Origin of the sequence: Caulobacter sp. NIBR1757, from assembly GCF_027912495.1 — a bacterium.
GTDB lineage: Bacteria > Pseudomonadota > Alphaproteobacteria > Caulobacterales > Caulobacteraceae > Caulobacter.
Genome location: NZ_CP115463.1, coordinates 1,348,373 through 1,372,180 on the forward strand (window position 1 = coordinate 1,348,373; position 23,808 = coordinate 1,372,180).

Genomic DNA, 23,808 nt, shown 5'->3' on the forward strand with positions numbered 1-23,808 from the left:
GCGCCCTTCGCTAGCTGCCCTTTGGGAAGCCGTAAAGCATAAGCATCGGCCGCAGGCTCGAACCGACATCGACCTGCGGCAGGGAGGGCGGCGACATGCCGGTTTCGCGCTCCATCCGCTCGACGCAGGCGGTGATGGCCGGGGGCAGGGCGCCCAGCGTCTTCACCACCTTCACCGACTGCAGGAAGCAGTCGTCGAAATAGGGATAGGTATTCTGCTGGCCGCAGCCGAAGCTGCTGCGATCCTTGGCGGCGGCGGTCATCACCAGGCGGTTGGGCTGGGACAGGGCCGGCACGTTCACGCCCGAGAAGCAGGTGGAGATGATCACCACGCTGGGCCGGCCCGGACAGGCGCTGTCGATCAACTCGGCCATCACCTGAGGCAGGATGACGGTCTGTTTCCGGGAGTCCTCGGCGTTGAGGAAGGCGCCGTACTGGATGCCGTGAGAGGTGAAGTAGAACAGGCAGCCGCCCTTGGCTTTCTGGGCCACCTGCGCCAGGCCGCCGTGAATCTCGAACAGGCGGCTCTGGCCAAGGCCCGGCTCGTTGTAGCGCTGTGGCCGCACGGAAAACTGGCGGACGTTCTCGGCCGAGAAGCCCATCCTCTCGACCAGGGCCCTGGCGACGTCGCGGCGGGCGTTGTCGAAGGCCTCGGTGTCGCCCTCGTTATGCGCCCCGGCGAAATCGCCGGCGACGACCACGGCGGCCCAGTCCTTGAAGCCCGGCTGCGCGGCCGGCGCGGCGCCCGCCAGGGTCAGGGCCAGGACCCCGAACAGGATGGCGATCTGACGTTTCATGACCAGGGCCCCCGCGCCGGTTGGATCGTTCCGTTGTCAGTTTTCAGGACATCCCTTGGAAGATCAAACGCCAGGCCGAACTTTGATCCCGGATCGTAGAATTTTCTGATGGCTGTGTAGGGAATGGTCAGGGTCTGCGAGACCCCGTCGAAGGACAGCTGGACGACGATGTCGGGCCCGAAAGCCTCCTTGATCAAGTAGATGTTCTGCAGGATCACCGTCATCTCGGCGGGATATTGCTTCGCCAGCTTGACTGGCAGTTTCACCCCGTCGGCCTGGGTGTCGAAGGTCAGGTAGAGGGCGTGGCCTTCCGGCAGCTCCAGGTTCCGGGCCCGCAACACCGCCGCCCGCACAACCTCGCGCAGCGATTCCTGCGCCAGCAGTTCGTAGTGCATCGGATCGACCGTGGCCGGGGCGGCGGCTGCGTCCCGGGGCGGCGTGTATCGCCCGACGCCGGTCAGCCGCCTCCAAAGTCGCCTCATCGATCGCCCCCGACCTTGGTGTCTATTTCTTGCGGAACTGGTCCAGGGAGACGACCTTCGCCTCCGGCTCGCCGGCTTCCGCCGCCGGCGCGGCCTCGTCCTCGTGATCGAAGTCTTCGCCCTCTTCCGCCAGGTCGAACGCCTCGGGCGGTTCGAACTGCAGGCCGAACTGCACATAGGGATCGAAGAACCGCACCACGGCCGCATAGGGGATAGACAGCCGCTTGGGCTGGCCGCCGAACTTCAGGGTGACGGTGAAGAAGGTCTCGCCCGGCGCCAGATCCCAGTACTGGTGCTGCAGGATGATGGTCATCTCGTCGGGGTACTTGCCCAGCACTTCCGGCGGACCCGAGACGCCCGGCGCCTTGGTCTTGAAGGTGATGTAGAAGTGGTGCTCGCCGGGCAGGCCGCCGGGCGCCGCGGCGCGCTTGAGCGCGGCCTTGACCACGCCGCGCAACGCGTCCTGGGCCATGGCCTCGTAATGCATCAGGTCCTGTGGCGGCTTGTCCTGGGCCATCGAGACGTTACTTCCCTACAACTTCCACAAGCGTAACTGTTCGTGGGCCGCTCGCAAAGCGGCTCATGCACAACGCGAGCTCAGAATATCAGTTCTCGTCGCCGGCGCTGGGTTGCGGCGCCCGCGAAACGGTGGCGACGCGCAGGGCGTTGGTGGTCCCCGGCGTGTTGAAGGGCACGCCGGCCGTCACGACGATCTCGTCCCCCCAGGTGGCGAAACCTTCACGCCGAGCGGTTTCCAGGGCGCCAGAGACGGCGGCTGTCATCGTCTCATGCGGGGCGATGACCACCGGGTGGACGCCCCAGACCAGGGTCAGCCGCCGCGCCGTCTCGACGATCGGGGTCAGGCCCAGGATCGGCGCGGTCGGCCTCTGGCGGGCGATGCGCAGGGCCGTCGAGCCGCCGTGGCTGAAGGCGCAGATGACCTTGGCCCCGGAGGAGTCGGCCACCTGGCGGGCGGCGGCGGCGATAGCGCCGGACGAACTGGTTTCGGGGGCCAGCGGGCGGTCGTCGATGACCCGGCGCCATTCCTCGTCGCGCTCGGTGCGGGTCAGGATGCGGTCCATCATGTCGACCGCTTCGAGCGGATACTGGCCGGCGGCGGTCTCGGCCGACAGCATGACCGCGTCGGCCCCCTCGAACAGGGCGCCCGCCACGTCGCTGGCCTCGGCCCGGGTCGGGGTGGGAGAACTGATCATGCTCTCCATCATCTGGGTGGCGACGATGACCGGCTTGCCCATTTCCCGCGCCTTGCGGACGATGCGGCGCTGGGCCAGCGGCACTTCCTCGGGCGGCAGTTCGACGCCGAGGTCGCCGCGCGCCACCATGACGGCGTCGCTGAGGGCGATGATCTCGTCGAGATTGACCAGGGCCTGGGGCTTTTCCAGCTTGGTCAGAATCCAGGCCCGGCCGGCGACCAGTTCGCGGGCCTCGATGACGTCCTCGGGCCGCTGCACGAACGACAGGCCGACAAAATCGACCCCGGCCTCCAGGGCGAAGGCCAGGTCCTCGCGGTCCTTTTTCGTCAGGGCCGGGATCGGCAGCATGACGTCCGGCACGTTGACGCCCTTGCGGTCGCTGAGGCGCCCGGCGACCGTCACCGTGGTTTCCAGGTGATCCTCGCGCACATGATCGACGCGCAGCTTCAGCTTGCCGTCGTCGATCAGCAGGTTCATGCCCGGCGTGGCGGCGGCGATGATCTCCGGATGCGGCAGCTGCACCCGGCTCGTGTCGCCGGGGATCGGCGACAGGTCGAGGCGGAAGCTCTGGCCCTTCTGCAGGATGACATGGCCGTTGCTGAACCGGCCGACCCGCAGCTTGGGGCCCTGCACATCGGCCAGCACGCCGATCGGATGGCCGGTCTTCTTCTCCAGGGCCCGGATCCAGGCCAGGTTCTGGGCGTGGCCGGCGTGGTCGCCGTGGCTGAAGTTCAGGCGGAAGACATCGGCCCCGCCCTTGTGCAGGATCTCGATCATCTCCGCCGAGGCGGAGGCGGGTCCAAGCGTGGCGACGACCTTGGCGCGGCGGCGGCGCAGGATGTGGTGACGACCGGGCATTCAAGCTCCCAACACGGGCCGCCGGAGGCTTGCGCGCCACTCCGGCTGATCCCGCTGATTTTTCACCTGGCGGGCTTTTGTGACGCCCGTCTTTCAGAGCGTCCGGAACTGGCCTGTAACGGCGCCAAGGTCAACGCCTCCGCCGGTCACCTGCCTGTGTAGTGGCTATTGGCCTTCGTCCTCGTCGTCAGCGACGCAGGCCTCGTCGCCGATCAGGCAGAGGAGGGCGTTGGTCCGCTCCTTGGTCAGGTAGTCTGCCGTGGCCTCGCCCATGCCGGGCGAGGACAGATTGGCGAAGGCGGTCCAGGCGTCGCGGTACTTGAGCCAGGCGCGCTGGGTGTTGCGCACCCCCTCCTTCGTGACCGTGCCGAAGTCCTCGAAGCTGTGAGCTGTGACCTTCTTCCAGGCCGCGTTCAGGGCCGCGTCGCTGGCGGCCAGCTGGCCCGGAGCCGCCTTGTCGAGCGCCTTGCTGTCGAGGGCTTCCAGCAGGCCCAGGGCGCCAGTCTTGATCTCGCCCTCGGCCTCCAGCGCGAAGACGCCGCGCAGAGTGCCGGAGAGGTCGACCTCGCCTTCGCTCAAGGCGTCGGCATAGGCCGTTTCAGCGCCGATGACCCTGTCCCAGGCGGCCTTCCGGGCCGGTGTCCAGTCGCGGCCCAGCTCGGCCAGGCGCAGGCCGCGCTGGAGGTCCTGCTGGCGGGCGCTGATCGAGGCGCAGAGCCCGGCCGCGTAGCCGCTGGTGACGTCGTCGCAGAAGTCGAAGGCGGTGTCGGTCCCCTCGCCCTTCATCCGGGCTTCCAGCGCCGCGAGGCGGCCCTGCACCTCGAACGGCGCGCCGCCGACCGTGCAGGCCATGCGGGCGGCGTAGAGCAGGTTCTGCTCCACCCCCCGGCCGTTAGCGTAGAGCATCATCAGGACGCCCGCCCCGGACGGGCCGTCGTTCTCGTTCCGCGCCATCTCGGCGAAGGCGCAGTGGCGGGCCTTCACCGCATCGCCCGGGCCGGTGATCTCATAGTAGGCATCGGCGGAATCACAGGTCTTGAGCGCTGCCAGCTGGGCTGCCGTCGGCCTGTCGGCGGCCGGCGGCTCGACCTTCCGGTACCGGGCGCAGTCGGCGACGATGTCGGGGTATTCGCGCTGGAACTCGTTGTCGCCCCAGTACTCCGGCTCGGCGGCGGCGGCTGTGCAGAGAAGAAGGCTGACAAGCGCCAGCGGGAGCCAGGGACGCATCGAACCCTCCAGTCGTTGCGGACACTATCGCGCACGGCCACCGACCACGGGAGTCTGAAACTGGGGGAAAGGTGGGGGGATTCTGTTGCCAGGCTCCCCCGGGCCCCGCCTGAAGGTGCTAAACCCGCAGGGCTTTAGAGCGAGTGCTCCGGCGCTGCATTACGCGGCGACGGCGAACTCTTCAGCGAAGTTATCGTTCGCAGTTAGTTTAAAACCCGAAACGGTGGGTCAGGCCGAGAGAAAGCAATCACCTTTACACGTCTGTCGATGCTGATCGGCCCCGCGCTTCCCCTGATAACTCGGGAGAGAATGGTGGAGCCGCCGGGAATCGCACCCGGGTCCAGTCCGCTTATTACGTGCGCGTTTATCTCCATAGTCCGGGCAAGCCCGAACAGAACCAATATAGGCGCTGGACCCTGCGAAGGGAATAACCGCTTGGTCACTTGTGCGTTTTGGCGCCGCGCGCGGGTCTGGGTCGGGTGCCCGACATAGGGATTTCCCATTCGCGCGAAACAGCGCAGCCTCCCTTCACGCCTCTCCCAAGTCGGGGCGAGATCAGGAAAACAGGGAGACGTCACATGAACAAGTTCATCGCCGAGTTCATCGGCACCCTTACCCTTGTGTTGTTCGGCTGTGGGGCCGCTGTTCTGGGCGGCGAGCACGTCGGCCAGTTGGGCATCGCTCTGGCCTTTGGCTTCGCCATCGTGGCCATGGCCTATGGCATCGGTCCGATCTCGGGCTGTCACGTCAATCCGGCCGTCAGCCTGGCGGCCTTCGTCGCCGGGCGGATGAGCGTCAGGGATATGCTGGTCTACTGGGCGGCGCAGTTCCTCGGCGCCCTGGCGGGGGCGGCGATCCTGATGATCCTGGCCAAGACCGGGGTCGAGAGCGGCCTTGGCCGCAATGGCTGGGGGCCCGGCTATCTTGGCGAGTATTCGATGCAGGCGGCGCTGATCTTCGAGGTGGTGATGACCGCCCTGTTCGTCATCGTCATCCTTGGCTCGACCGGCGCCGGTTCGGCGCCGGGCTTCGCCGGGCTCGGCATAGGCATCACCCTGGCGGTGATCCACATCGTCGGCATCCAGGTGACCGGCGTGTCGGTCAATCCGGCCCGCAGCTTCGGGCCGGCGGTGCTGGCCGGTGGCGAGGCCCTGGCCCAGCTATGGCTGTTCATCGTCGCCCCGGCCATCGGCGCGGCACTGGGCGGTCTGCTGTTCCGCTTCAACCTGCTGAAGGTCGGCGACTAGGGATCAGGCGTCCCCCGGCGCGCCACGCCGGGGGAGTGCTCTCAGACGGTGATCTCACCGACCAGATAGTCAGCGCATCGCCCTTTCAGGCCGACCCGCTCGCCGCGGTCCTCGCACAGCACCGTGCCACCCCGGCGAGACAGCTGGCGTCCGATGAGGCTCGTCTTGCCCAGCCGTTCGCCCCAGTAGGGGGTGAGGGCGCAGTGGGCGCCGCCGGTGACCGGGTCCTCGTCGATGCCCTTGGCCGGGGCGAAGAAGCGGGAGACGAAGTCCCAGGGCTCGGGGCCCTCGTAGCGGGCGGTGACCGCCACCCCGATGTTGTCCAGCGGCCGGCAGAACCGGGCCAGGGCGGTGAAGTCGGGGGTCATGGTCCTGATAGCCTCAGGATCATCGAACAGGGCCAGCATGGTCATGCCCTCGACGACAGCCCGGGGCCGGGCCCCAAGGGCCTCGGCGAGGGCGGGCGGCGCGGCGCTCTCCACGCCCCGGCGGGCCGGGAAGTCCATTTCCAGCTGGCCGTCGGCGGCGCGGGTGACGGTCAGCGGCCCGCTGTGGGTCTGGAAGACGATCCGCTCGCCGCAGAAGCCCAGATGCCGGAACAGCACATGGGCGCTGGCCAGGGTGGCGTGGCCGCAGAGCGGGACCTCCACCTCCGGCGTGAACCAGCGCAGGCCAAATCCCTCGCCCTCGGCGACGAAGAAGGCGGTTTCGGCCAGGTTGTTCTCGGCGGCGATGGCCTGCATCAGCGCCGGCTTGAGCCAGGCGTCGAGGGGAACCACGGCGGCCGGATTGCCCTGGAACGGCGCGTCGGCGAAGGCATCGACCTGGTAGAGGGGCAGTTTCACTGGACGTTCTCCTGAAGGGACATGCCGGCGCCGTCGGTGCGGCGGACGGGGAGGGCGGCGGGATCGAAGCCTTCGAGGCAGAAGACGTTGACCCCGAAGGCGTCGGGCGCGGCCCGCTTGCGGTGGAAGGTGTAGATGCCGCAGCGGGCGCAGAAGTGATGGCGGGCGACGCCAGTGTTCCAGACGTAGGTCGCCAACTGGTCCCCACCGGCCAGCAGCCGCAGCGCCGCCTGCGGGACCTTGATCATCAGCGCGTTGCGCTTGACGCACAGGCTGCAGTCGCAGGTCGTCATCTCGGCCGGATCGGCTTCGACCTCGAAGCGGACCGCGCCGCAGTGACAGGCGCCGGCATAGCGGGGCATGGATTGTCTCCTCTGCCCGTGGAAATTCCGCAGGATTGATCTATAGTCAATCAGAGTATTGTCCCGTGACAATCTGAGGCCGCGATGATCTGGACGCCAAAACTGCCCGACGGGCCCGAGCCCCTGCATGAGCGGCTGCTGACCGCCCTGGCCGGGGACATCGCCGCCGGGACGCTGGCGCCGGGCGCGCGCCTGCCGCCGCAGCGGGAGTTGGCCCATGCGGCCGGGCTGGGCCTGGGCACCGTCACCCGGGCCTATGCGGCGGCTGAGCAGCGGGGCCTGATCTCCGCCCGGGTCGGCCGGGGCTCCTTCGTCGCCGAGCGGGCCGCGCCGCAGCCCGAGGGCCTGATGGACCTCTCCCGCAACCTGCCGCCGATGGGCCAGGCGGAGGCCCGCATCGGCCAGGCCCTCGCCGGACTGCAGCGCCGGCCGGATCTGGCGCGGGCCCTGGCCTACGCCCCCCGGGCCGGCGAGCCCGCCCACCGCGCCGCCATGGCCGCCTGGCTGGCGCGGATCTGCGGACTGGAAGGCGTCAGCGCCGAACAGCTGGTGCTCTGCGGCGGCGCCCAGCAGGCCATGGCCCTGGCCCTTGGCGCCGTCTGCCGGCCGGGCGACACGGTGCTGTGCGAGGAGGCCACCTACATGGGCCTCAAGCCCCTCGCTCAGGCCGCCGGCTATCGCCTGCTCGGCGTCCCCCTCGACGCCGAAGGCATGGAGCCGAACGCCCTGGCCGAGGCGGCGCGGTCATCGGGCGCCAGGGCGGTCTATGTCCTGCCGACCCTGCAGAACCCCACGACCCGCACCATGAGCCGGGCCCGCCGCCAGGCCATCGCCGACGTGGCCCGACGGCACGACCTGTGGATCGTCGAGGACGATGTCTATGGCCTCTACGCCGGACCGGAGCGCCACCCGCCCATCGCCGCCTCCGCTCCCGACCGCACCTGGTTCGTCGCCAGCCTGTCCAAGCTGGTCGCGCCGGGCCTGCGGGCCGGTGTCGTCGTGCCCCCGGACCTGGCGGGACGGGACCGCGTCCTGCTGGCCGTCGAGGGCCTGCTGGGGGCCGGTGACACCTTCAGTCGGATGATCTCCACCCAGTGGATCGAGGACGGCACGGCCGAGGCGATCGCCCGCGACAATGTCGCCGAGGCGCGCGCGCGGATGGCCCTGGCTATCGCGGTGCTGGGCCCGGCGGTCGAGCGCCCCGTCGCCGGAGCCAGCCTGCATCTGTGGCTGCCGCTGGACGAACTGGAGGCCGAGCGGGTGGCGGGCAGGGCGCTTCGGGCCGGGGTGCAGCTGACCCCGCCCGACGCCCCCCTGGTCGGACCGGGGTCCACACGGGGCCTGCGCCTGTGCCTTGGCGGCGTGCGGGACAGGGCCCGCCTGGAGCAGGCCTTGCGAATCCTGGCCGGGGCGATCGCCGGGCGCGAGCACGGCGAGACCGCCCGGGTCTGAGCTACATCGCCCCGGGACCGCGCTCGATGGAGAGCACGCCGGTGCGGGACAGTTCGACCAGGCCCAGCGGCCGCATCAGGTCGATGAAGCTGTCGATCTTGCCCGGCGCGCCGGTGATCTCGAACACGAAGCTCTCGGAGGTGGTGTCGATCACCTTGGCGCGGAAGATGTCCGACACCCGCAGGGCCTCGACCCGGTCGGTCCCAGTGCCCTTGACCTTGACCAGCGCCAGCTCGCGCTCGACGCCGTTGGGGTCCCTGGTCACGTCGTGGACGCGGCGGACGCTGACCACCTTCTGCAACTGGGCCTCGATCTGCTCCAGCACATGGCGGGCGCCGCGGGTGACGATGGTGATGCGGCTGGTGTGGGCCTTCCTGTCCGTCTCGGCGACGGTCAGGCTTTCGATGTTGTAGCCGCGCGCGGCGAACAGCCCGACGACGCGGTGCAGGACGCCGGCCTCGTTGTCGACCAGCAGGGCGAAGGTGGCGAGCTGTTCGACCTCGGTCTCGTGCGCGAGGTCGTAGGCGGAGGCGGGTTGGGCGGGGAGGGTCAAGCGCGCTTCTTTCGGTCTTGAACGAGCTGACGCGCCACATGCTGGCGGAGAACCCGGTTGATTTCGGTCTGGTAGGGGGCGTCGCCTGCCTTGTCCTTGAACCAGCCGACGACATCGGCGTCGAGGCGGATGGTGACGGGCTGTTTGACCGCCTTGTAGGGACCACCCCGGCGGGCGTTGGCGAACTGTTCAGCCGTGATCGGCGGGATGTCGGAGAAATCGATCTCGTCGTCGCCCATCTCCTCGAGGCGGCGAAGTTCAGCCCGCTCCTCTTCGCCCGGCGCGTAGCCGCCGGGTGGCGGCTTATATCGAACCATCTTCGTATTGCCTTCGCTCATGGCGTTCAGCCTTTCGCGCGCTGATGATGCGCACCAGATTTTCGTCGTCCGGGTCTGGATAGGCGTGGACGACCACCAAAAGGCCGCCCGGTTCGACCCGGCCGACGGCCCACCATCGTTCCTCGCCGTCCACCAGGCGATCCGGGATGATCAGGTGGAGCGGATCGAACCAGACGCCGCTTGCGCGTTCGAAACTGACCCGATGTTTGAGCCTGTTCGTTCGCGCCTTTTCAGCGTCCCACTCGAACTCCATTCGCCCCTCATTATTGTACGTACAAATCTGTACGTCAATCCTACACCAGCCTACGCCCGGCTTCGTCGATCACCGAGCCCAGATCGTCCAGTTCCTCGGGCAGGATCATCTCGTTGTGCGCCTTGCCGGACGGGATCATCGGCAGGCAGTTCTCGGCCTTCTCGACCCGGCAGTCGAAGATCACCGGGCCCGGATGGTCGATCATCTCGATGATCTTCGCATCCAGCTCGGCCGGGTCGCTGCAGCGGATGCCCTTGGCCCCGTAGGCCTCGGCCAGCTTCACGAAGTCGGGCAGGCTGGATGAATAGCTGTGGCTGTAGCGCTGGCCGTGCAGCAGCTCCTGCCACTGGCGGACCATGCCCATCCATTCGTTGTTGAGGATGAAGATCTTGACCGGCAGGTCGTACTGCACCGCCGTCGACATCTCCTGGATGCACATCTGGATGCTGGCCTCGCCGGCGATATCGATGACCAGGCTGTCCGGATGCGCCAGCTGCACGCCCAGCGCCGCGGGCAGGCCATAGCCCATGGTGCCCAGCCCCCCGGAGGTCATCCAGCGGTTGGGCTCCTGGAAGCGGTAGAACTGGGCGGCCCACATCTGGTGCTGGCCGACTTCCGTCGTGATGTAGGAATCGCGGTCCTTGGTCAGCTGGTACAGCCGCTCGATGGCCAGCTGGGGTTTGATCGTCCCCTCGCTCTTGCCGTAGCGCAGGCAGCGAACCTCGCGCCAGGCCTCGATCTGCCGCCACCACTCGTCCAGCGCCTGGCGGTTGGCGCTCAGGCGCTGGTCCTTCCAGGACGCGATCAGGTCGCTCAGCACCGACCCGGCGTCGCCGACGATGCCGATGTCGACGCGGACGTTCTTGTTGATCGAGCTGGCGTCGATATCGATGTGGATCTTCTTGGAGTTCGGCGAGAAGGCGTCCAGCCGCCCGGTCACCCGGTCGTCGAACCGCGCCCCGACGCAGATCATCACGTCGCAGTCGTGCATCGCATGGTTGGCCTCGTAGGTGCCGTGCATGCCCAGCATCCCCAGCCAGGCCGGATCGGCGGCCGGGAAGGCGCCCAGGCCCATCAGGGTCGAGGTCACCGGCGCCCCGGTCATGGCCGCGAACTCGCGCAGGGCCTTGGCCGCCTCCGGCCCGGCGTTGATGACGCCGCCGCCGGTGTAGAAGATCGGCGCCTTGGCCGCCGCGATCATCCGCGCCGCCTCGGCGACGCGGCCGGCGTCGCCCTTGGTTCGCGGGGCATAGGCGTGGCCGAACTGGACCTCGTCGGGGCCCTGATAGACGCCGCGCGAGAACTGCACGTCCTTGGGCAGGTCGACCAGAACCGGGCCCGGCCGGCCGCTGGTGGCGATGTGGAAGGCCTCGTGCAGGATGCGCGGGAGGTCCTTGATGTCCTTCACCAGGTAGTTGTGCTTGGTGCAGGCGCGGGTGATGCCGACGGTGTCGGCTTCCTGGAAGGCGTCGGTGCCGATCAGGTGGGTCGGGACTTGGCCGGTCAGCACGACCATCGGAATGCTGTCCATCAGCGCGTCGACGATGCCGGTGATGGCGTTGGTGGCGCCGGGGCCGCTGGTGACCAGAACCACGCCCGGCTTGCCGGTCGAGCGGGCATAGCCCTCGGCCGCATGGGCCGCGCCCTGCTCGTGGCGGACCAGGATGTGGCGCAGGCGCTCGCCATGCTGCTCGTTGTCCTGGAACAGGGCGTCATAGATGGGCAGCACCGCCCCGCCCGGGTACCCGAACATCACCTCGACGCCCTGGTCGACCAGGGCGCGGATCACCATCTCGGCGCCGGTGAGGGTGTCCAGCTGGACATCAGGGCCATGGGGGGCAGCGGCTTGTTCGGCGGTGTTCTGGTCGGTCATCGGTCTGTCTCGGGGGGAAGGCGTAGGCCTGGAAAACAAAAGGGGCCCCAGAAGGGCCCCGGCGCATGCGACCATGAACGGCGTGCTGGGGACACGCCGGACAGGGCCGCTAGGTAAGTACGATGCTCACGATGCGCACGAAGTTTGCTCCAAATCCACGAAATGGCTTTTGCCATGCGGTCGAAGGGCGGTCAAGGCGCTGGTTGGCGCAAGTTCCTTCCAATTCTCTCGATCACTACAGACGTAAATTCGGGCGTGTCGATCCCCCTGGTCCCGGAAGCGCCTGCCGGCCGGCGGCGCTCCCGGCAAAAGGTCCCCCCTGATGAGGGATGACGGCGCCCGGCCGGACGGTGACTCTGCGGGGGCAACCAGACCGGAAACCCTCATGCGCCCTCATCTCCTCGCCCTCGCCCTGCTCGTGGCGCCCCTTGGCGCCACCGTGGCGACGCTGCCTGCCGCCGCCGCCGAGGCTCCGGCCAAGCCCGACCTGAAGGGCGGGGTGACGCTGAAGAAACTCCGCCAGATCTTCGAGGGTCTCGGCCACAAGACCACCGACGGCAAGAACGACAGCTACTTCGAGTTCAAGGTCGAGCAAGGCGGGCTCGACATCTACCTGCTGGCCGAGCTGAGCCCGAGCACCCAGTACATCTGGATCAAGTCGTCCCTGAAGGACTTGACCGCCTCCGATGACTACAAGGCCCTGATGAGGGCCAACTACGAGGTCCAGCCGGCCCAGCTGTTCTTCTCCGACAACAACGTCCTGACTATCGCCGTGCCGGTGGAAAACCGCGACATCAAGCCCGAGGTTGTCGAGCGGGCGCTGACCATCGTCATCGACGGGGCGGTGGCGACCCAGGATCTGTGGCTGCCGAAAGAATAGCCGACCACTGCGCTTCGGGATCGAGGCTGGTCGCGCGCGGCCAGTCCGCCATCTGGTTGCGCAGCCAGGTCAGCTGGCGCTTGGCGTAGCGGCGGGTCTCGCGGCGGGCGTCGTCGAGCGCCTGCTCGAGGGTGATATCGCCGGCCAGATGGGCGGCGAACTCGCGCACTCCGACCGCCTTCATGACCGGCAGGCGCGGATCCAGCCCGCGGGCGGTCAGCGCCGCCACCTCGGCCAGGGCGCCGGCCTCCAGCATGGAGTCCAGGCGCGCGTCACACCGGTCGTAAAGGGCGTCACGAGGCGGTTCGAGCGCGATGGCCCGCCAGCTGCCCTCGTCCAACGCCGGCCTGGTTTCGGCCTGCCAGGCGCTGAGCGGCCGTCCGCTGGCCTGCAGCACCCCGAGCGCCCGGGTCAGGCGCTGGCGGTCGCCGGGGGCGATCCGGGCCGCCGCCGCCGGATCGGCCAGCGCCAGCCGGGCCCGCGCCGCCGCCTCGCCCTCGGCGTCGTACCGCGCCTCGACCGCGTCGCGCAGGTCATTCGGCACGGCGGGAACATCGGCCAGCCCTTCGGTCAGGGCCTTGAAATACAGGCCGGTGCCGCCGACGACGATGGCGGGCCTGCCCCGGCCGTTGATGTCCTCCAACACCGGCTGCGCCTCCCGCAGCCAGCGGCCGACGCTCCAGCCGTCGGCCCCATCGGCGACGCCGAACAGGTGGTGCGGCGCCTGGGCCAACTCCTCCGGCGTCGGCCTGGCGCTCAGCGCCGTCAGGTCGGCATAGAGCTGCAGGGCGTCGGCATTGACGATCTCAGCCCCGGTTTCCCGGGCCAGGCGCAGGGCCAGGGCGGACTTGCCGCTTGCGGTGGGTCCGGCGATCAGCCAGATGCGGGGCTCCATGCAGCTATCCATCACCCTTGTCAGCCCCGATCCGCAAGCCGTCTCGGCCGCGATCACCCGTGTTCGTTCCCAGACCGGCGCCGGCGAGGCCCGCCTGCTCGGCACCGGCGCCGCCGATCTGACCGCGTCCGGCCAGCAGACCCTGACCCGGGGCCTGCTCGACGCCGTCCTCGGCGACCTGCCGGTCGACGCCTGTATCCAGCCTTTGGAGGGCCGCCGCAAACGCCTGCTGATCGCCGACATGGACTCGACCATCATCGGCTGCGAATGCCTCGACGAGCTGGCCGATTTCGCCGGCGTCAAGGCGGCCGTGTCGGCGATCACCGAACGGGCCATGCGCGGCGAACTGGCCTTCGAGGGCGCCCTGCGCGAGCGGGTCGCCATGTTGAAGGGCCTGGAGCTGGCCGCCCTGCAGCGCTGCTACGACGAGCGGGTCAAGCTCAATCCCGGCGCCAGAACCCTGGTCCGCACCATGGCCGCGAACGGGGCGCGCTGCCTGCTGGTCTCCGGCGGCTTCAGCTTCTTCACCGGCCGCGTGGCCGCCGCCGCCGGCTTCCATGAAGATCGGGCCAACACCCTGATCGAGGATGCCGGCGGTCTGACCGGCGAGGTCGGCGAGCCCATCCTCGGCCGGGAGGCAAAGCTGGCAGCCCTCCAGGGCGAGGCGGCCAGGCTCGGCATTCCCTTGTCCGAGACGCTGGCCGTCGGCGACGGCGCCAACGACCTGGCCATGATCGAAGCCGCCGGCCTCGGCATCGCCTACCGCGCCAAGCCGGTCGTGGCGGCGCAAGCCCACGCCCGGGTGGACTACGCCGACCTGACGGCGCTGCTGTATTTTCAGGGGTATTCGGCAAACCAATTCGTCACGGACTGACCCACCGACGGCCGGACAATGCCCTATCCAAAAATCTGTCATCCCGGAAAGCGCGTAGCGCTTATCCGGGACCCAGGGGTTGCAGCGCACCGGCGTCAAAGCTGCGTTCGATCGCGAGACCACGCACCCCCTGGGTCCCGGATAGCCCGCTCCGCGGTCTTCCGGGATGACACAGAGGGGGCAAGTTCGTGCGCGAGCGTGCTTCCCCTGCAGAGGCGAACCGCGCTGGCCGGCGACCTACTCCCCGCCGCCGCCCTTGCCGAAGTAGCGGAAGAACTCGCTGTCCGGCGACAGCACCAGGGTCGCGTCGCCCTGGCCGAGGCTGGTCTCATAGGCCCGCATCGAACGGTAGAAGCCCGCGAAGGCCGGGTCCTTGCCGAAGCTCTCGGCGAACAGGCGGGCCCGTTCGGCGTCGGCCTCGCCTCGGATGCGTTCGGCCTCGCCGGTGGCGGTCCCGACGATCTCCAGCGCCTTCTGGTCGCCCTCGGCGCGTTTACGGACCGACTGCTGCTGGCGGGCGGTCTTCATCCGCTCGTAGACGGCGTTCTGGTTGGCCAGCGGCAGGTCGGCGCGCTTGATGCGCACATCGATGACCTCGATGCCGAGGCGCGAGCTGACGGCCTGGCGGGCCAGGTTGTTGCGGATCGTGCCCATCAGTTCGGCCCGACGCTTCGAGATGATGTCGTCGCTGTCGGCCGTGCCCAGGGCCTGGCGCAGGGCGGCGTTGAGGCGCTGTTCAAGCCGGCTCTGGCTGTTCGCCGCATCGCCCATGGCGGTGTAGAACAGGTAGGGGTTCTTGATGCGGTAACGCAGGAAGGCGTCGACCATCAGCCGGCCCTTGCTGCCGGTCAGAATCTCTTCCTTGGTCGCTTCCAGGGTCTGGTTGCGCTTGTCGAAGACGATGATGCTTTCCGAGAAGGGGTACTTCATCTTCAGGCCGGGCCCGTCGCCACGGCCGGGCGCGTTGACCACCCGCACCACCTTGCCCAGCTGGACGACGACGGCCTGCTCGGTCTGTTTGATGACATAGAAGGTCTGGCTGGCGATCAGCAGCAGGCCGCCAAGCAGGATGGCCAGGACGTAGAGTTGATTGCGGCCGATCATTGGGCGGCTCCCGCGCTGCGCGGCGCCGCTGCGCTCACCTTGGGTTTGAAGACATCGGGCGACAGCACGATGGGGGCTGTGACGCCCTTGCCGTCGATGATCACCTTGTTGGATTTGCTCAGCACCCGCTCCATCGTCTCGATGTAGAGCCGCTGGCGGGTGACGCCGGGGGCCAGGCGGTACTGGACATAGATCTGGTCGAAGCGCTGCGCCTCACCGACCGCCTCGTTGACGACCTGGGCCTTGTAGCCGAGCGCCGCCTGCTTGATCTGCGAGGCCTGGCCTTCGGCCCGGTTGACCTTGGCCTGATAGTCCTGGTCGGCGGCGGCGACGTCCTGGAAGGCGGCGACGACGGGCTTGGGCGGTTCGGCGGCGCGGATCTGCACCGAATCGACCACCACCCCGGCGTCATAGCTGTCGAGGATGCGCTGCATCAGGGTGGCGGCCTCCAGCTGGATGCGGCCGCGGTCGGTGGTCATCACCGGGTCCAGCTGGTTGCGGCCGACCACCTCGCGCATGGCGCTCTCGGCGACGTCCTTCACCGTCTGGGCGACGTCGGTGACGTTGAACAGCGACTTGGGCGCGTCGGCGATCTTCCAGTTCACGGCGAACGACATATCGACGATGGCCTCGTCGCCGGTCAGCATCAGGCTCTCGTCCTCGACGGTGCCGGCCTTGGCGCCGCCGACGAGGGTTTCGTTGATGGTGGTGACGTCGACCTTGCGGTAGCCCTGGATGATCGGGAAGTGGTAGCCCAGACCGGGGCCGAACTTGCTGGTGTAGGCGCCGAAGGTGGTGACCACCGCCGTCTCCTTGGCCCCGACGACGATGACGCCGGCCAGGGCATAGACCGCCACCAGCAGGCCGCCGACGATCGGCGCGTATTTGCGCAGCATGTCCGGCGTGCTCTCGCCGGGCGATCCGCCGCCACCGCCGCCCCCACCAGAGAACATCCCGCGCAGGCGGGCGCTCCAGCGGTCGATCAGTTCGTTGAGGTCGACGCCCTCGGCGGGCGGCGGTTGCGGGCGGCGCGGCGGCGTCGGCCGGCGCGGTTCGTCACGGTCAGGGGCAGGGGCCGGGGCGCCCGGCTTGTCCTTGTCGCCTTCCGGCGGCGGCGAACCCCAGGGTCCGGGGTTGGCGTTGTCGTTCCAGGGCATGGAGTCGGCGGGCTTCCGTCGGCTGAATAAACGAGCCCGGTTGCAAACCCGGGCGTGGAGCCGGATATGAGACGCCCAAGCCCTCAACGCAAGCTGAACCGGTATGACTTCCCTCCCGACAATCGACCGTGACGCCGTCCTGGCGGCCCTCGACAAGGTGGTCGATCCCCGGTCCGGGCGCGGCCTGGTGGCCGCCGGGCTGGTCCAGGGGCTGGTGATCCGTGAGGGAACCGCCGGCTTCATGCTCGAGGTTCCGGCCGCCGACGCGGCCCGCTACGGCTATATCCGCGAACAGGCCGAGACGGTCCTGAAGGGCCTGCCGGGCGTCGAGAAGGCCCAGGTGGTGCTGACCGCCGAGGCCGGCTCCGGGGTGACGCGCCAGCGCAAGACGGCGCGGCTCAGCCCCGATCCAAAATCCGAACCCAAGGCCTCGGAAGCCGAGAAGCCGGCCCATGTGAAGCGGGTCATCGCCGTGGCCAGCGGCAAGGGCGGGGTCGGCAAGTCCACCGTCTCGGTCAATCTCGCCTGCGCCTTCGCAAAGCTGGGCCTGAACGTCGGTCTGCTCGACGCCGACGTCTACGGCCCTTCGGCGCCGAAGATGATGGGCATCGACGAGGAGCCGGCCTTCGTCGACGGCAAGCTCGAGCCGCTCACCGCCCACGGGGTCAAGCTGATGAGCATCGGCTTCATGGTCGCCGAAGGCAGCCCGATGATCTGGCGCGGCCCGATGGCCAGCTCCGCCGTGCGCCAGATGGTCCAGGACGTGCGCTGGGGCACGGAAGCCACGCCCCTCGACCTCCTCATCGTCGACCTGCCGCCGGGCACCGGCGACATCCACCTGACCCTGGTCCAGAAACTGGCCGTCGATGGCGTCGTGCTGGTCTCCACGCCTCAGGAGATCGCCCTGATCGACGCGAGACGTGCGGCGGCGATGTTCGCCAAGACCGGCACCCCGATCCTCGGCGTCATCGAGAACATGGCCTGGTTCGAAGGCCCGGACGGCGTGAGAATCCCCATCTTCGGAACCGGCGGGGCCAGGACCGAGGCGGAGACGCTCGGCGTCCCCCTGCTGGCCGAAATCCCCATCGAACTGGCCCTGCGCCAGGCCGGCGACGAGGGCCGCCCGCTGACGGCGGTCGGCGGCGAAAGCCTCGCCGCCAAAGGCTTCGAGGCGGCGGCCCGGGCGCTGCTGTAGGAAGGCGAAAGACAACATGCACGACATCCTCGCCCTCGGCGCCCGCGCCGGCGCCCTGCTCAAGGAACGGGGCGAGAAGGTCGCCGTCGGGGAGACCTCGGCCGGCGGGCTGATCTCCGCCAGCCTGCTGGCTGTCCCCGGCGCCTCGGCCTATTTCGCCGGCGGCGCCATCACCTATTCGGCCCGCTCGATCCGGGGGCTGGCCGGCATCTCCACCGACCAGATGCGGGCCGACGGCATCCGCTCCAGCTCCGAGCCCTACGCCCTGCTGCTGGCCGGCGAGATCAAGGCCCGGCACGGCAACATCAGCTGGGGGCTGTCGGAGACTGGGGCGGCGGGACCTGACGGCAACCCCTATGGCGATCCGGCCGGGCACACCTGCATGGCCGTGGTCGGGGCGGTCAGCGTCGTGCGGACCCTGCGCACCGGGTCCAGCGACCGGGTCGAGAACATGTGGGCCTTCGCCGAGGCGACGCTGAAGCTGTTCGTCGAGGTCCTGGAAACCGCGCCGGCCCGCTAGCGGCCTACAGCGCTGACGGATCCAGCCGCGCCAGCCGCTCGCGCCGCTCCGCATAGCGGTCGCCCAGAGCGGGGGTGGTCAGGAAGAGCCTGAGCATCTGTTCCGCCGTCGTGCCGTCCAGGGTGTCCGCCCCGAGGGCCAGCAGGTTGGCGTCGCCGTGCTGCCGGGCCGAGGCGGCCTCCTCCACCGTGTGAAGCAGGGTGGCGCGGATGAAGGGGAAGCGATTGGCGGCGATGGCCATCATCTGGCCGCTGCCGCAGATGCCGACGGCGAAATCGGACCGGCCCTGTTTGATTTCGGTCACCAGAGCCACGGCGTAGTCCATGGCGTCGACCCGTTCGGCCGCGCTGCCCGTGCCGCAGTCCTTGACCGCATAACCCTCGGTCTCCAGCCACGCCGTGAGCCGCGCCTTCAGGGCGACCCCTCGGTGGTCGGCGGCGATGGCGATGGGCTTGCGGGTCAGTCTGTCGGTCATCTCCCGAAAGCCGATGAATATGTCTAGACATATTCATTTTGGGGCTTCTTACGGCCCTTGCGACAATTGCGACGGCCACCCGGCCGGATGTGGGTCCAGCGACGACAAGCAGGCCTACATTCGGCGACACGCGGCCTGCGGCTGGCCTACGCCGTGGGCTACAATCCCGCCGCCTCGGCCCACCCTCCGGGCACGGTTCCCTCAGCCTTTTCAACGGCAAGACGCCGCGTTGACGCCCTTGCCGCCGGCTGACGCGGTATAATCGTAGGCCGCTTCGATAGCGGCCGGTTCAGGCCACGGCCAGCCTCGCCGGTTTGCTGGAGGCCAGCTTGAAGACGTCCCAGTAGCCCGGCGCGGTCAACATGCCGTCCAGCACGCCCTTCTGCTTCAGCAACCGATGCGTTCTCGGCAGGTTGTAGCAGGGCACATGCATGAAGATCGAATTCGCGCGGCAGCGGCTACGCTGCCTCGTAAAGAGACCTGAGATGCGTCACGGGTAGCCGGTATCGCTCGCCTGCGTGGATAAGCGCTATCAACGTAGCCTTACGATAAACTGCAGCCATCTCATCTTCCGCCGCATCACGGAACCGATGAACGTCTACCTCTATGGCCAATGGGAGCTCGCCATCTCTAGTGTCTATTTTGCGGTAGTGAGGTTCGAGTTCATCTTTCAGTCCATATCGGATGATGACACTCACCCAACTGAATGGGGCGTCTTCGAGATATCCGGAACGGACTAGTTCTTCCTCAAGCTCGTCACGTACTCGGTTCGCCGCTGCCGCATTTCGCCTAGCGTGAATTCGAGCTTGGGTGAGAGCCACGCCAGCCAAGACCAGTTTCCGGTTATGAGCCATTGTTGATTTACCGAATGAGGGATTGGCGAACGCCGAAACGGGTGTCAGGGAGCGCTGGAAACCTCAGAGCGAGAGGTCGCCAGCCGTAGAACTTCCAAATACGATTTGGCTGTCAGCATTCCATTCGTAACGCCTTTTTCCCGAAGCAAACGGCTTACTTTCGGTAGGTTGTAGCAGCCTACCCACATGAACATGTGGTGCTCGCAGTGATAGTTGACGAAATACGGCGCGAGCAGGGCGCGCTCGATGAGGTTGGCCTTCGTCGTGCGGGCGTGGCGCAGGGGATCGGGCTCGTCCCTGGCGATGCAGGCGTGCTCGGCGATGTTGCGCAGGCGGGTGACGAGCGGCAGCCAGGTCGCCTGCGGCGCCAGCCACAGCACCGGCCAGGCCCACCAGAAGCCGAACGGGGCGGTGACGGCGACCGTGACGATCATGCCGAGGAAGAAGCGTTTACGGCTGACCACCGCCTTTTTCAGGATCGGCCAAAGCGGCTGATCGGGGGTGCGCTCGCGCAGGGTCTTCACCAGGCCGGCCCAGCGCTGCTTGTAGTAGGTCTGGCCGGTCAGGTCGCGGACCACCTTGCGCCACAGGGACTTGCGGGTGATCGGGAAGGGGGCGGAGAGGACGAGGTCCGGGTCTTCCGACTGCTGGGCGAACCTGTGATGGCCCAGGTGATAGGTGCGGTAGGCGACCAGGCCGCCGGGGGTCAGGTAGTCGCCGAGGAAGTCGTTGACCTTGAGGTCGGGGTGCAGGGCGCCGTGGGCGGCGTCGTGCATCAGGATGGCCAGGCCCAGCTGGCGGGCGCCGATGATCATCACCGCCAGCGGGATGGTGATCGGCCAGACCAGGGCCATGGCCCCGGCGGCGAAGATGACCAGCCAGGCATGGGCGATCAGGGCCGGGCCCTTCCAGGCCGACTTTTCGGACAGCGGAGCCCATTCCTCGGGCGTGAAATAGGTCTTCGCGGCGACACGGGCGGCGGCGGCCATCAGGCGTCTCCTGGTTTCGGCGACAGGCGGAGCAGGGCGAGCATGTCTTCGACCGCCTCGGACACGGTGGCCTCGGTGGCCCCTTCGCGCAGGGCCACGCCCAGCGCCAGGGTCCAGAAGCGGCGGGCGGTGACGGCGGGGTCTTCAGGCCCGGTCCAGCCGCGTTTGCGGCGAACCTCGGCATAGGCCCGGTCGCCTTCGGCGTGCAGGCGTTCGAAGGTGCGTTCGATCAGGGGAGCGAGGTCCTGCCGCCGGCGGGTCAGCGACAGGGCCTCGACGAACAGGGCCAGGCCAGGGGCGCCGAGCACGGTCTCGACCAGGCGGCGGTTGTAATCGCCGCCCGTCGGCGCGGTGGCGGCGGCCGCCTCGGCCCGGGCGGCGACATAGAGCACCTCGCGGCAGGCGGCCTCGACGAACAGGGCCTCCTTGGTGCGGAAATAGTAGGTCACCTGGCTGGGGTAGGCCCCGGCGGCGGTGGCGATCTCGGCGACGGCGACGCCGGTCGCGCCACGCGACTTGAACAGCTCGACCGCCGCGTCGAGCAGGCGCGAGCGCATCCGCTTGCCGGGCTCACGCACGGCGCGCACGTCGGTCAGGGCTTGAACCTTCGCCATGGGGTTTTTTGTATGACGTACAAAAAGGGGCGTCAACGGTCTGGACAGACACCCGCGTTCGTCGCACGCTGGTCTTTCCCTGGGGAGGGACGACCATGAGACTGACAAAGACAGTTGGCGCGTTCACCGTGGCCCTGGTGCTGGGGCTCGCGGCGGCAGGGCAGGCAGGGGCCTGTTCCATCGACGCCAACGGCAAGCTGAGCACGAAGAAGGGCGACCCCTATCCCGGGGCCAAGGGCAAGGCCTGGTACACCTCGGGCAAGCCCCTGACCCTGGACGGCGACAGCTTCAAGAAGACCGGCGCGCCTCGGGTGTTCGGCGACTCGGAGTTCAGCTTCATCAAGAAGGTCGGCGAGATGGAGGGCATCCCCTTCTATCGCGACGAGGACCTGCCGGACCTGCTGTTCGTGCCGATCGACGCCGCGACCTGCACCTTCCACGCCTACGAGAAGGGCTAGAGCCCCTGCGGGACGACGGGGGGATGTCGTCCCGCCAGGGACGGCCTAGCCGAACAGCCAGTCCGCCTTGGGATCGGCTGCGAACGGAGCGGGCAGGCCGATGAAGTCGGCGGCCGTCAGCTGGGCCGCCGTGACGCCGGTGAGGATGACATAGCCGCCGTCGGCGAAGACGACCTTGGCCCCGGCCGCCAGCTGGGCGATCGACATGTAGCCGCCGTAGGCGGTGACATCGAGGTGGTCGATGCCGTCCTGGAAGTCGGCGATGGTATTGGCCCCGTCGCCGGGCCCGAACACGAAGCGATCGGCGCCGGCCCCGCCGGTCAGGGTGTCCTGGCCCGCCCCGCCGATGAGGACGTCGTCGCCGGCCAGCCCGACCAGGCTGTCGTGGCCGTCCCCGCCCACGATGTGGTTGACCTGATCGTTGCCGGTCAGTTTGTCGCTGTAGTTCGAGCCGGTCAGGTTCTCGATCGAGATGTAGCTGTCGCCCGCCGCGTCGCCGCTGTTGGCCACGGTGCTGGTCAGCGAGGCGATCACGCCGGCGGTCGCCCCCGAGTAGGAGGCCGTGTCGAGACCCAGGCCGCCGTTGAGGCTGTCGGCGCCGGCGCCGCCGATCAGGATGTTGGCGACGGCGTTGCCGGTCAGGGTGTCGTCGAAGCTGGACCCCGTCAGGTTCTCGATGCCGACATAGGTGTCGCCGGCGGCCGCGCCGATATTGGCGGCGGGACTGGCCAGGGAGGCGACGACGGCGGCGCTCGCCGTCCGGTAGGAGGCGGTGTCGGAGCCGCTTCCGCCATTGAGCAGGTCGGCGCCGAGGCCGCCTTCGAGGATGTTATTCCCGGAATCGCCGAACAGGCTGTCGTTGAAGTTGGACCCGGTCAGATTCTCGATGCTGCTGTAGGTGTCGCCCAGCGCCTGGCCGAAATTGATGCTCGGGTTGAACAGACTGGCCTTCACCATCGTGGAGGCGTTGGCGTAGCTGGCGGTGTCGGACCCCTCGCCGCCGTTCAGCGTGTCCTTGCCGGCCCCGCCGGTCAGGGTGTCGTCGCCGGCCAAGCCGTTGAGGGTATCGTTGCCGGCGCCGGTGGTCAGGGCGTCATTGCCGGCCGTGCCGGTGACCGTCTGGTTGGCGACCGGGGGCGGGGGGCGCCATCAACGGCGCGTCGTCCTTCAGGCGAAGGGGGCGGGTGGACTTGATCATCGCGGGCGTTTCCCAAGGCGCCGCCGGTCGGCGGCCGAGAGCGGCGCGGACCTGCGCTGCTTATCCGGGGAATATGTGCTGCCGGCCCTTGCCGGTCAGACGCGACGGCGCGCGGCGGCGCGCGCTGTCGCGCGGGAAGTTGCGCGTTGTTGCGCGTCTAGTCGGGGGTGATCGGCCCGCGTGACATCGAGCGGGCCAGGGCCATGGTCATCAGGAGGTCGCCGCCGAGCGCCGCCGCCCCTGGACCGAAGTCGCGCAGCAGGTGGTCGCGAATGTCTTCCGGAACGCTGCCTTCCGGCGCCAGGGCCGGCAGGTTGATGAGTTCCTGGTAGCGGGCCTCGTCCGCCGCGACGTCGCCGCTGAGCGGGCCGATGCGGTGCAGGATGACCGGCGCCGCCGTAATGGTCCTGCCAGCGTCCGGCGCCTGGGAAAGGGTGATGCCGTCCATGACCTCGACCCGGCGCTGAAGGACGCCATTGAACATCCCGAAGACCAGGGCGCCGGTCAGCGGCTGGCTGCAGACGACGAAGACGTGCTGGTGCAGGGGCAGCAGCCAGCCGTCCAGTTCGGTGCCGGCGATTCCCATTCGCAGGCTCAGCAGGCCGCTGGCGTCCCGACGCACCATGCCGTGGTCGTGCAGGAAGTGGCCGGGCATCATGCCGAGGGGTCTGGTCGTGCGGAAGAAGCACTCATAGGCGTCGGCTCTGAGTTCCGAACTGGCCAGGATCTGCTCCATCAAGGCCGACGGCAGCCTCAAGCCGTCGGGACGCTGGTTGGCCCGGGGCGCCGTGGCGGCGCCGAGAGCCTCGGCGAAGCCGGTCAGGTCGCGGTCCCAGTCGAGCATCGAGAAGTCCGGGCGGCGGACAGCGACCAGGGCGGTCAAGCGCTCGAGATTGTAGTCGCTGGGCAGGGCCTGACCGTTCAGCCAGCGGGCGACGCCGGACTTGTGAACCGCCAGGTCGGCGGCGAGCCGGCCCCGGCTCATCGACAGCGCCTTGAGGGTCAGGTCGAGTTTGGCGGCAAACGAGTCGATGGCCATGGCCGGACCTTTCCGAGGTTGGTCCGGAAAGGCAAGTGGTCTTCAGGTTGCAGCCA

Annotated in this window: 26 protein-coding genes, 1 other RNA gene and 1 pseudogene; 7 read left to right on the forward strand and 21 right to left on the reverse strand. The window is 68.5% G+C overall.

Annotation, left to right across the window (positions count from 1 at the left end; genetic code table 11):
• Positions 1-10: 10 nt before the first annotated feature.
• From O5I81_RS06550 to ssrA, 6 genes are all read right to left on the reverse strand, one after another.
• On the reverse strand, positions 11-796 hold the full coding sequence (locus O5I81_RS06550) for a C13 family peptidase (protein WP_271068148.1): 786 nt from the start codon (positions 794-796) through the stop codon (positions 11-13).
• Complete coding sequence (locus O5I81_RS06555) at positions 793-1,278, reverse strand: ClpXP protease specificity-enhancing factor SspB (protein WP_271068149.1); 486 nt, start codon at positions 1,276-1,278, stop codon at positions 793-795. Before O5I81_RS06555 ends, O5I81_RS06550 begins: the two co-directional genes overlap by 4 nt.
• A gap of 22 nt (positions 1,279-1,300) precedes the next feature.
• The gene (locus tag O5I81_RS06560) at positions 1,301-1,795 is read right to left on the reverse strand and encodes a ClpXP protease specificity-enhancing factor SspB (RefSeq protein ID WP_271068150.1); all 495 of its coding nucleotides are present in this window, start codon (positions 1,793-1,795) and stop codon (positions 1,301-1,303) included.
• Positions 1,796-1,883: 88 nt separating this feature from the next.
• A complete protein-coding gene (gene pyk, locus O5I81_RS06565; RefSeq protein ID WP_271068151.1) occupies positions 1,884-3,350 on the reverse strand; it encodes a pyruvate kinase in 1,467 nt (488 codons plus the stop codon).
• Between the two features lie 165 nt (positions 3,351-3,515).
• Positions 3,516-4,577 (reverse strand): lysozyme inhibitor LprI family protein, encoded by a 1,062-nt coding sequence (locus O5I81_RS06570; RefSeq protein ID WP_271068152.1) that lies wholly within the window; start codon positions 4,575-4,577, stop codon positions 3,516-3,518.
• Between the two features lie 70 nt (positions 4,578-4,647).
• Positions 4,648-5,009: a transfer-messenger RNA gene (ssrA, locus tag O5I81_RS06575) on the reverse strand.
• A gap of 146 nt (positions 5,010-5,155) precedes the next feature.
• Here ssrA and O5I81_RS06580 point away from each other — a divergent pair.
• Entirely contained in the window at positions 5,156-5,824 is a 669-nt protein-coding gene (locus O5I81_RS06580) for an aquaporin (protein ID WP_271068153.1), read from the forward strand.
• 41 nt (positions 5,825-5,865) lie between these two features.
• Here O5I81_RS06580 and O5I81_RS06585 read toward each other — a convergent pair whose 3' ends face one another.
• Both O5I81_RS06585 and O5I81_RS06590 read right to left on the reverse strand, forming a co-directional pair.
• Entirely contained in the window at positions 5,866-6,663 is a 798-nt protein-coding gene (locus O5I81_RS06585) for a PhzF family phenazine biosynthesis protein (protein WP_271068997.1), read from the reverse strand.
• 2 nt (positions 6,664-6,665) lie between these two features.
• Positions 6,666-7,031, reverse strand: a complete 366-nt coding sequence (locus O5I81_RS06590) for a GFA family protein (protein ID WP_271068154.1) — start codon at positions 7,029-7,031, stop codon at positions 6,666-6,668.
• 84 nt (positions 7,032-7,115) lie between these two features.
• Here O5I81_RS06590 and O5I81_RS06595 point away from each other — a divergent pair, with 84 nt between their 5' ends.
• The gene (locus O5I81_RS06595) at positions 7,116-8,483 is read left to right on the forward strand and encodes a PLP-dependent aminotransferase family protein (protein ID WP_271068155.1); all 1,368 of its coding nucleotides are present in this window, start codon (positions 7,116-7,118) and stop codon (positions 8,481-8,483) included.
• 1 nt (position 8,484) lies between these two features.
• Here O5I81_RS06595 and ilvN read toward each other — a convergent pair whose 3' ends face one another.
• From ilvN to O5I81_RS06615, 4 genes are read right to left on the reverse strand one after another with little or no spacing between them, the layout of a single operon-like run.
• Positions 8,485-9,036, reverse strand: coding sequence for an acetolactate synthase small subunit (ilvN, locus tag O5I81_RS06600; protein ID WP_271068156.1), 552 nt, complete (start codon positions 9,034-9,036; stop codon positions 8,485-8,487).
• Complete coding sequence (locus O5I81_RS06605; protein ID WP_271068157.1) at positions 9,033-9,374, reverse strand: BrnA antitoxin family protein; 342 nt, start codon at positions 9,372-9,374, stop codon at positions 9,033-9,035. The genes ilvN and O5I81_RS06605 overlap by 4 nt, the downstream gene beginning before the upstream one ends.
• Positions 9,340-9,627: a BrnT family toxin gene (locus O5I81_RS06610; RefSeq protein ID WP_271068158.1), complete on the reverse strand. Its 288-nt coding sequence runs from the start codon at positions 9,625-9,627 to the stop codon at positions 9,340-9,342. The genes O5I81_RS06605 and O5I81_RS06610 overlap by 35 nt, the downstream gene beginning before the upstream one ends.
• Positions 9,628-9,667: 40 nt before the next feature.
• Positions 9,668-11,443: an acetolactate synthase 3 large subunit gene (locus O5I81_RS06615; RefSeq protein ID WP_348637291.1), complete on the reverse strand. Its 1,776-nt coding sequence runs from the start codon at positions 11,441-11,443 to the stop codon at positions 9,668-9,670.
• A 442-nt stretch (positions 11,444-11,885) separates the two neighbouring features.
• On the opposite strand from O5I81_RS06615, the gene O5I81_RS06620 reads away from it, so the two are divergent.
• The gene (locus O5I81_RS06620) at positions 11,886-12,380 is read left to right on the forward strand and encodes a hypothetical protein (protein WP_271068160.1); all 495 of its coding nucleotides are present in this window, start codon (positions 11,886-11,888) and stop codon (positions 12,378-12,380) included.
• Here O5I81_RS06620 and miaA read toward each other — a convergent pair.
• Complete coding sequence (gene miaA, locus O5I81_RS06625) at positions 12,331-13,275, reverse strand: tRNA (adenosine(37)-N6)-dimethylallyltransferase MiaA (RefSeq protein ID WP_271068161.1); 945 nt, start codon at positions 13,273-13,275, stop codon at positions 12,331-12,333. The two genes, O5I81_RS06620 and miaA, sit on opposite strands and share 50 nt — an antisense overlap.
• Here miaA and serB point away from each other — a divergent pair.
• Complete coding sequence (serB, locus tag O5I81_RS06630) at positions 13,274-14,149, forward strand: phosphoserine phosphatase SerB (protein WP_271068162.1); 876 nt, start codon at positions 13,274-13,276, stop codon at positions 14,147-14,149. The two genes, miaA and serB, sit on opposite strands and share 2 nt — an antisense overlap.
• Before the next feature lie 237 nt (positions 14,150-14,386).
• Here the strand turns inward: serB and O5I81_RS06635 are convergent, their stop codons facing one another.
• The gene (locus O5I81_RS06635; RefSeq protein ID WP_271068163.1) at positions 14,387-15,253 is read right to left on the reverse strand and encodes a protease modulator HflC; all 867 of its coding nucleotides are present in this window, start codon (positions 15,251-15,253) and stop codon (positions 14,387-14,389) included.
• On the reverse strand, positions 15,250-16,410 hold the full coding sequence (hflK, locus tag O5I81_RS06640; RefSeq protein ID WP_271068164.1) for an FtsH protease activity modulator HflK: 1,161 nt from the start codon (positions 16,408-16,410) through the stop codon (positions 15,250-15,252). Before hflK ends, O5I81_RS06635 begins: the two co-directional genes overlap by 4 nt.
• Before the next feature lie 103 nt (positions 16,411-16,513).
• On the opposite strand from hflK, the gene O5I81_RS06645 reads away from it, so the two are divergent.
• Positions 16,514-17,605: an Mrp/NBP35 family ATP-binding protein gene (locus O5I81_RS06645; RefSeq protein WP_271068165.1), complete on the forward strand. Its 1,092-nt coding sequence runs from the start codon at positions 16,514-16,516 to the stop codon at positions 17,603-17,605.
• 16 nt (positions 17,606-17,621) lie between these two features.
• Complete coding sequence (locus tag O5I81_RS06650) at positions 17,622-18,125, forward strand: CinA family protein (RefSeq protein ID WP_271068166.1); 504 nt, start codon at positions 17,622-17,624, stop codon at positions 18,123-18,125.
• A gap of 4 nt (positions 18,126-18,129) precedes the next feature.
• Here the strand turns inward: O5I81_RS06650 and O5I81_RS06655 are convergent, their stop codons facing one another.
• The 3 genes from O5I81_RS06655 to O5I81_RS06665 form a co-directional block, all read right to left on the reverse strand.
• Positions 18,130-18,600 carry an RpiB/LacA/LacB family sugar-phosphate isomerase gene (locus O5I81_RS06655; protein WP_271068167.1) on the reverse strand — a complete coding sequence of 157 codons (471 nt, stop codon included), beginning with the start codon at positions 18,598-18,600 and terminating at the stop codon, positions 18,130-18,132.
• An 898-nt stretch (positions 18,601-19,498) separates the two neighbouring features.
• Complete coding sequence (locus O5I81_RS06660) at positions 19,499-20,443, reverse strand: fatty acid desaturase family protein (RefSeq protein ID WP_271068168.1); 945 nt, start codon at positions 20,441-20,443, stop codon at positions 19,499-19,501.
• Positions 20,443-21,057, reverse strand: coding sequence for a TetR/AcrR family transcriptional regulator C-terminal domain-containing protein (locus tag O5I81_RS06665; RefSeq protein ID WP_271068169.1), 615 nt, complete (start codon positions 21,055-21,057; stop codon positions 20,443-20,445). The genes O5I81_RS06660 and O5I81_RS06665 overlap by 1 nt, the downstream gene beginning before the upstream one ends.
• Before the next feature lie 95 nt (positions 21,058-21,152).
• Between O5I81_RS06665 and O5I81_RS06670 the strand changes: the two genes are divergently transcribed.
• Positions 21,153-21,515 (forward strand): hypothetical protein, encoded by a 363-nt coding sequence (locus O5I81_RS06670; protein ID WP_271068170.1) that lies wholly within the window; start codon positions 21,153-21,155, stop codon positions 21,513-21,515.
• A gap of 45 nt (positions 21,516-21,560) precedes the next feature.
• Here O5I81_RS06670 and O5I81_RS06675 read toward each other — a convergent pair whose 3' ends face one another.
• The 3 genes and pseudogenes from O5I81_RS06675 to O5I81_RS06685 all read right to left on the reverse strand — a co-directional run bounded on the left by O5I81_RS06675 (position 21,561) and on the right by O5I81_RS06685 (position 23,752).
• Entirely contained in the window at positions 21,561-22,472 is a 912-nt protein-coding gene (locus O5I81_RS06675) for a calcium-binding protein (protein ID WP_271068998.1), read from the reverse strand.
• Between the two features lie 36 nt (positions 22,473-22,508).
• Positions 22,509-22,628, reverse strand: a pseudogene (locus O5I81_RS06680) (hypothetical protein); the annotation flags it as partial.
• 242 nt (positions 22,629-22,870) lie between these two features.
• Positions 22,871-23,752, reverse strand: a complete 882-nt coding sequence (locus tag O5I81_RS06685; RefSeq protein WP_271068171.1) for a hypothetical protein — start codon at positions 23,750-23,752, stop codon at positions 22,871-22,873.
• Between the last annotated feature and the right edge of the window lie 56 nt (positions 23,753-23,808).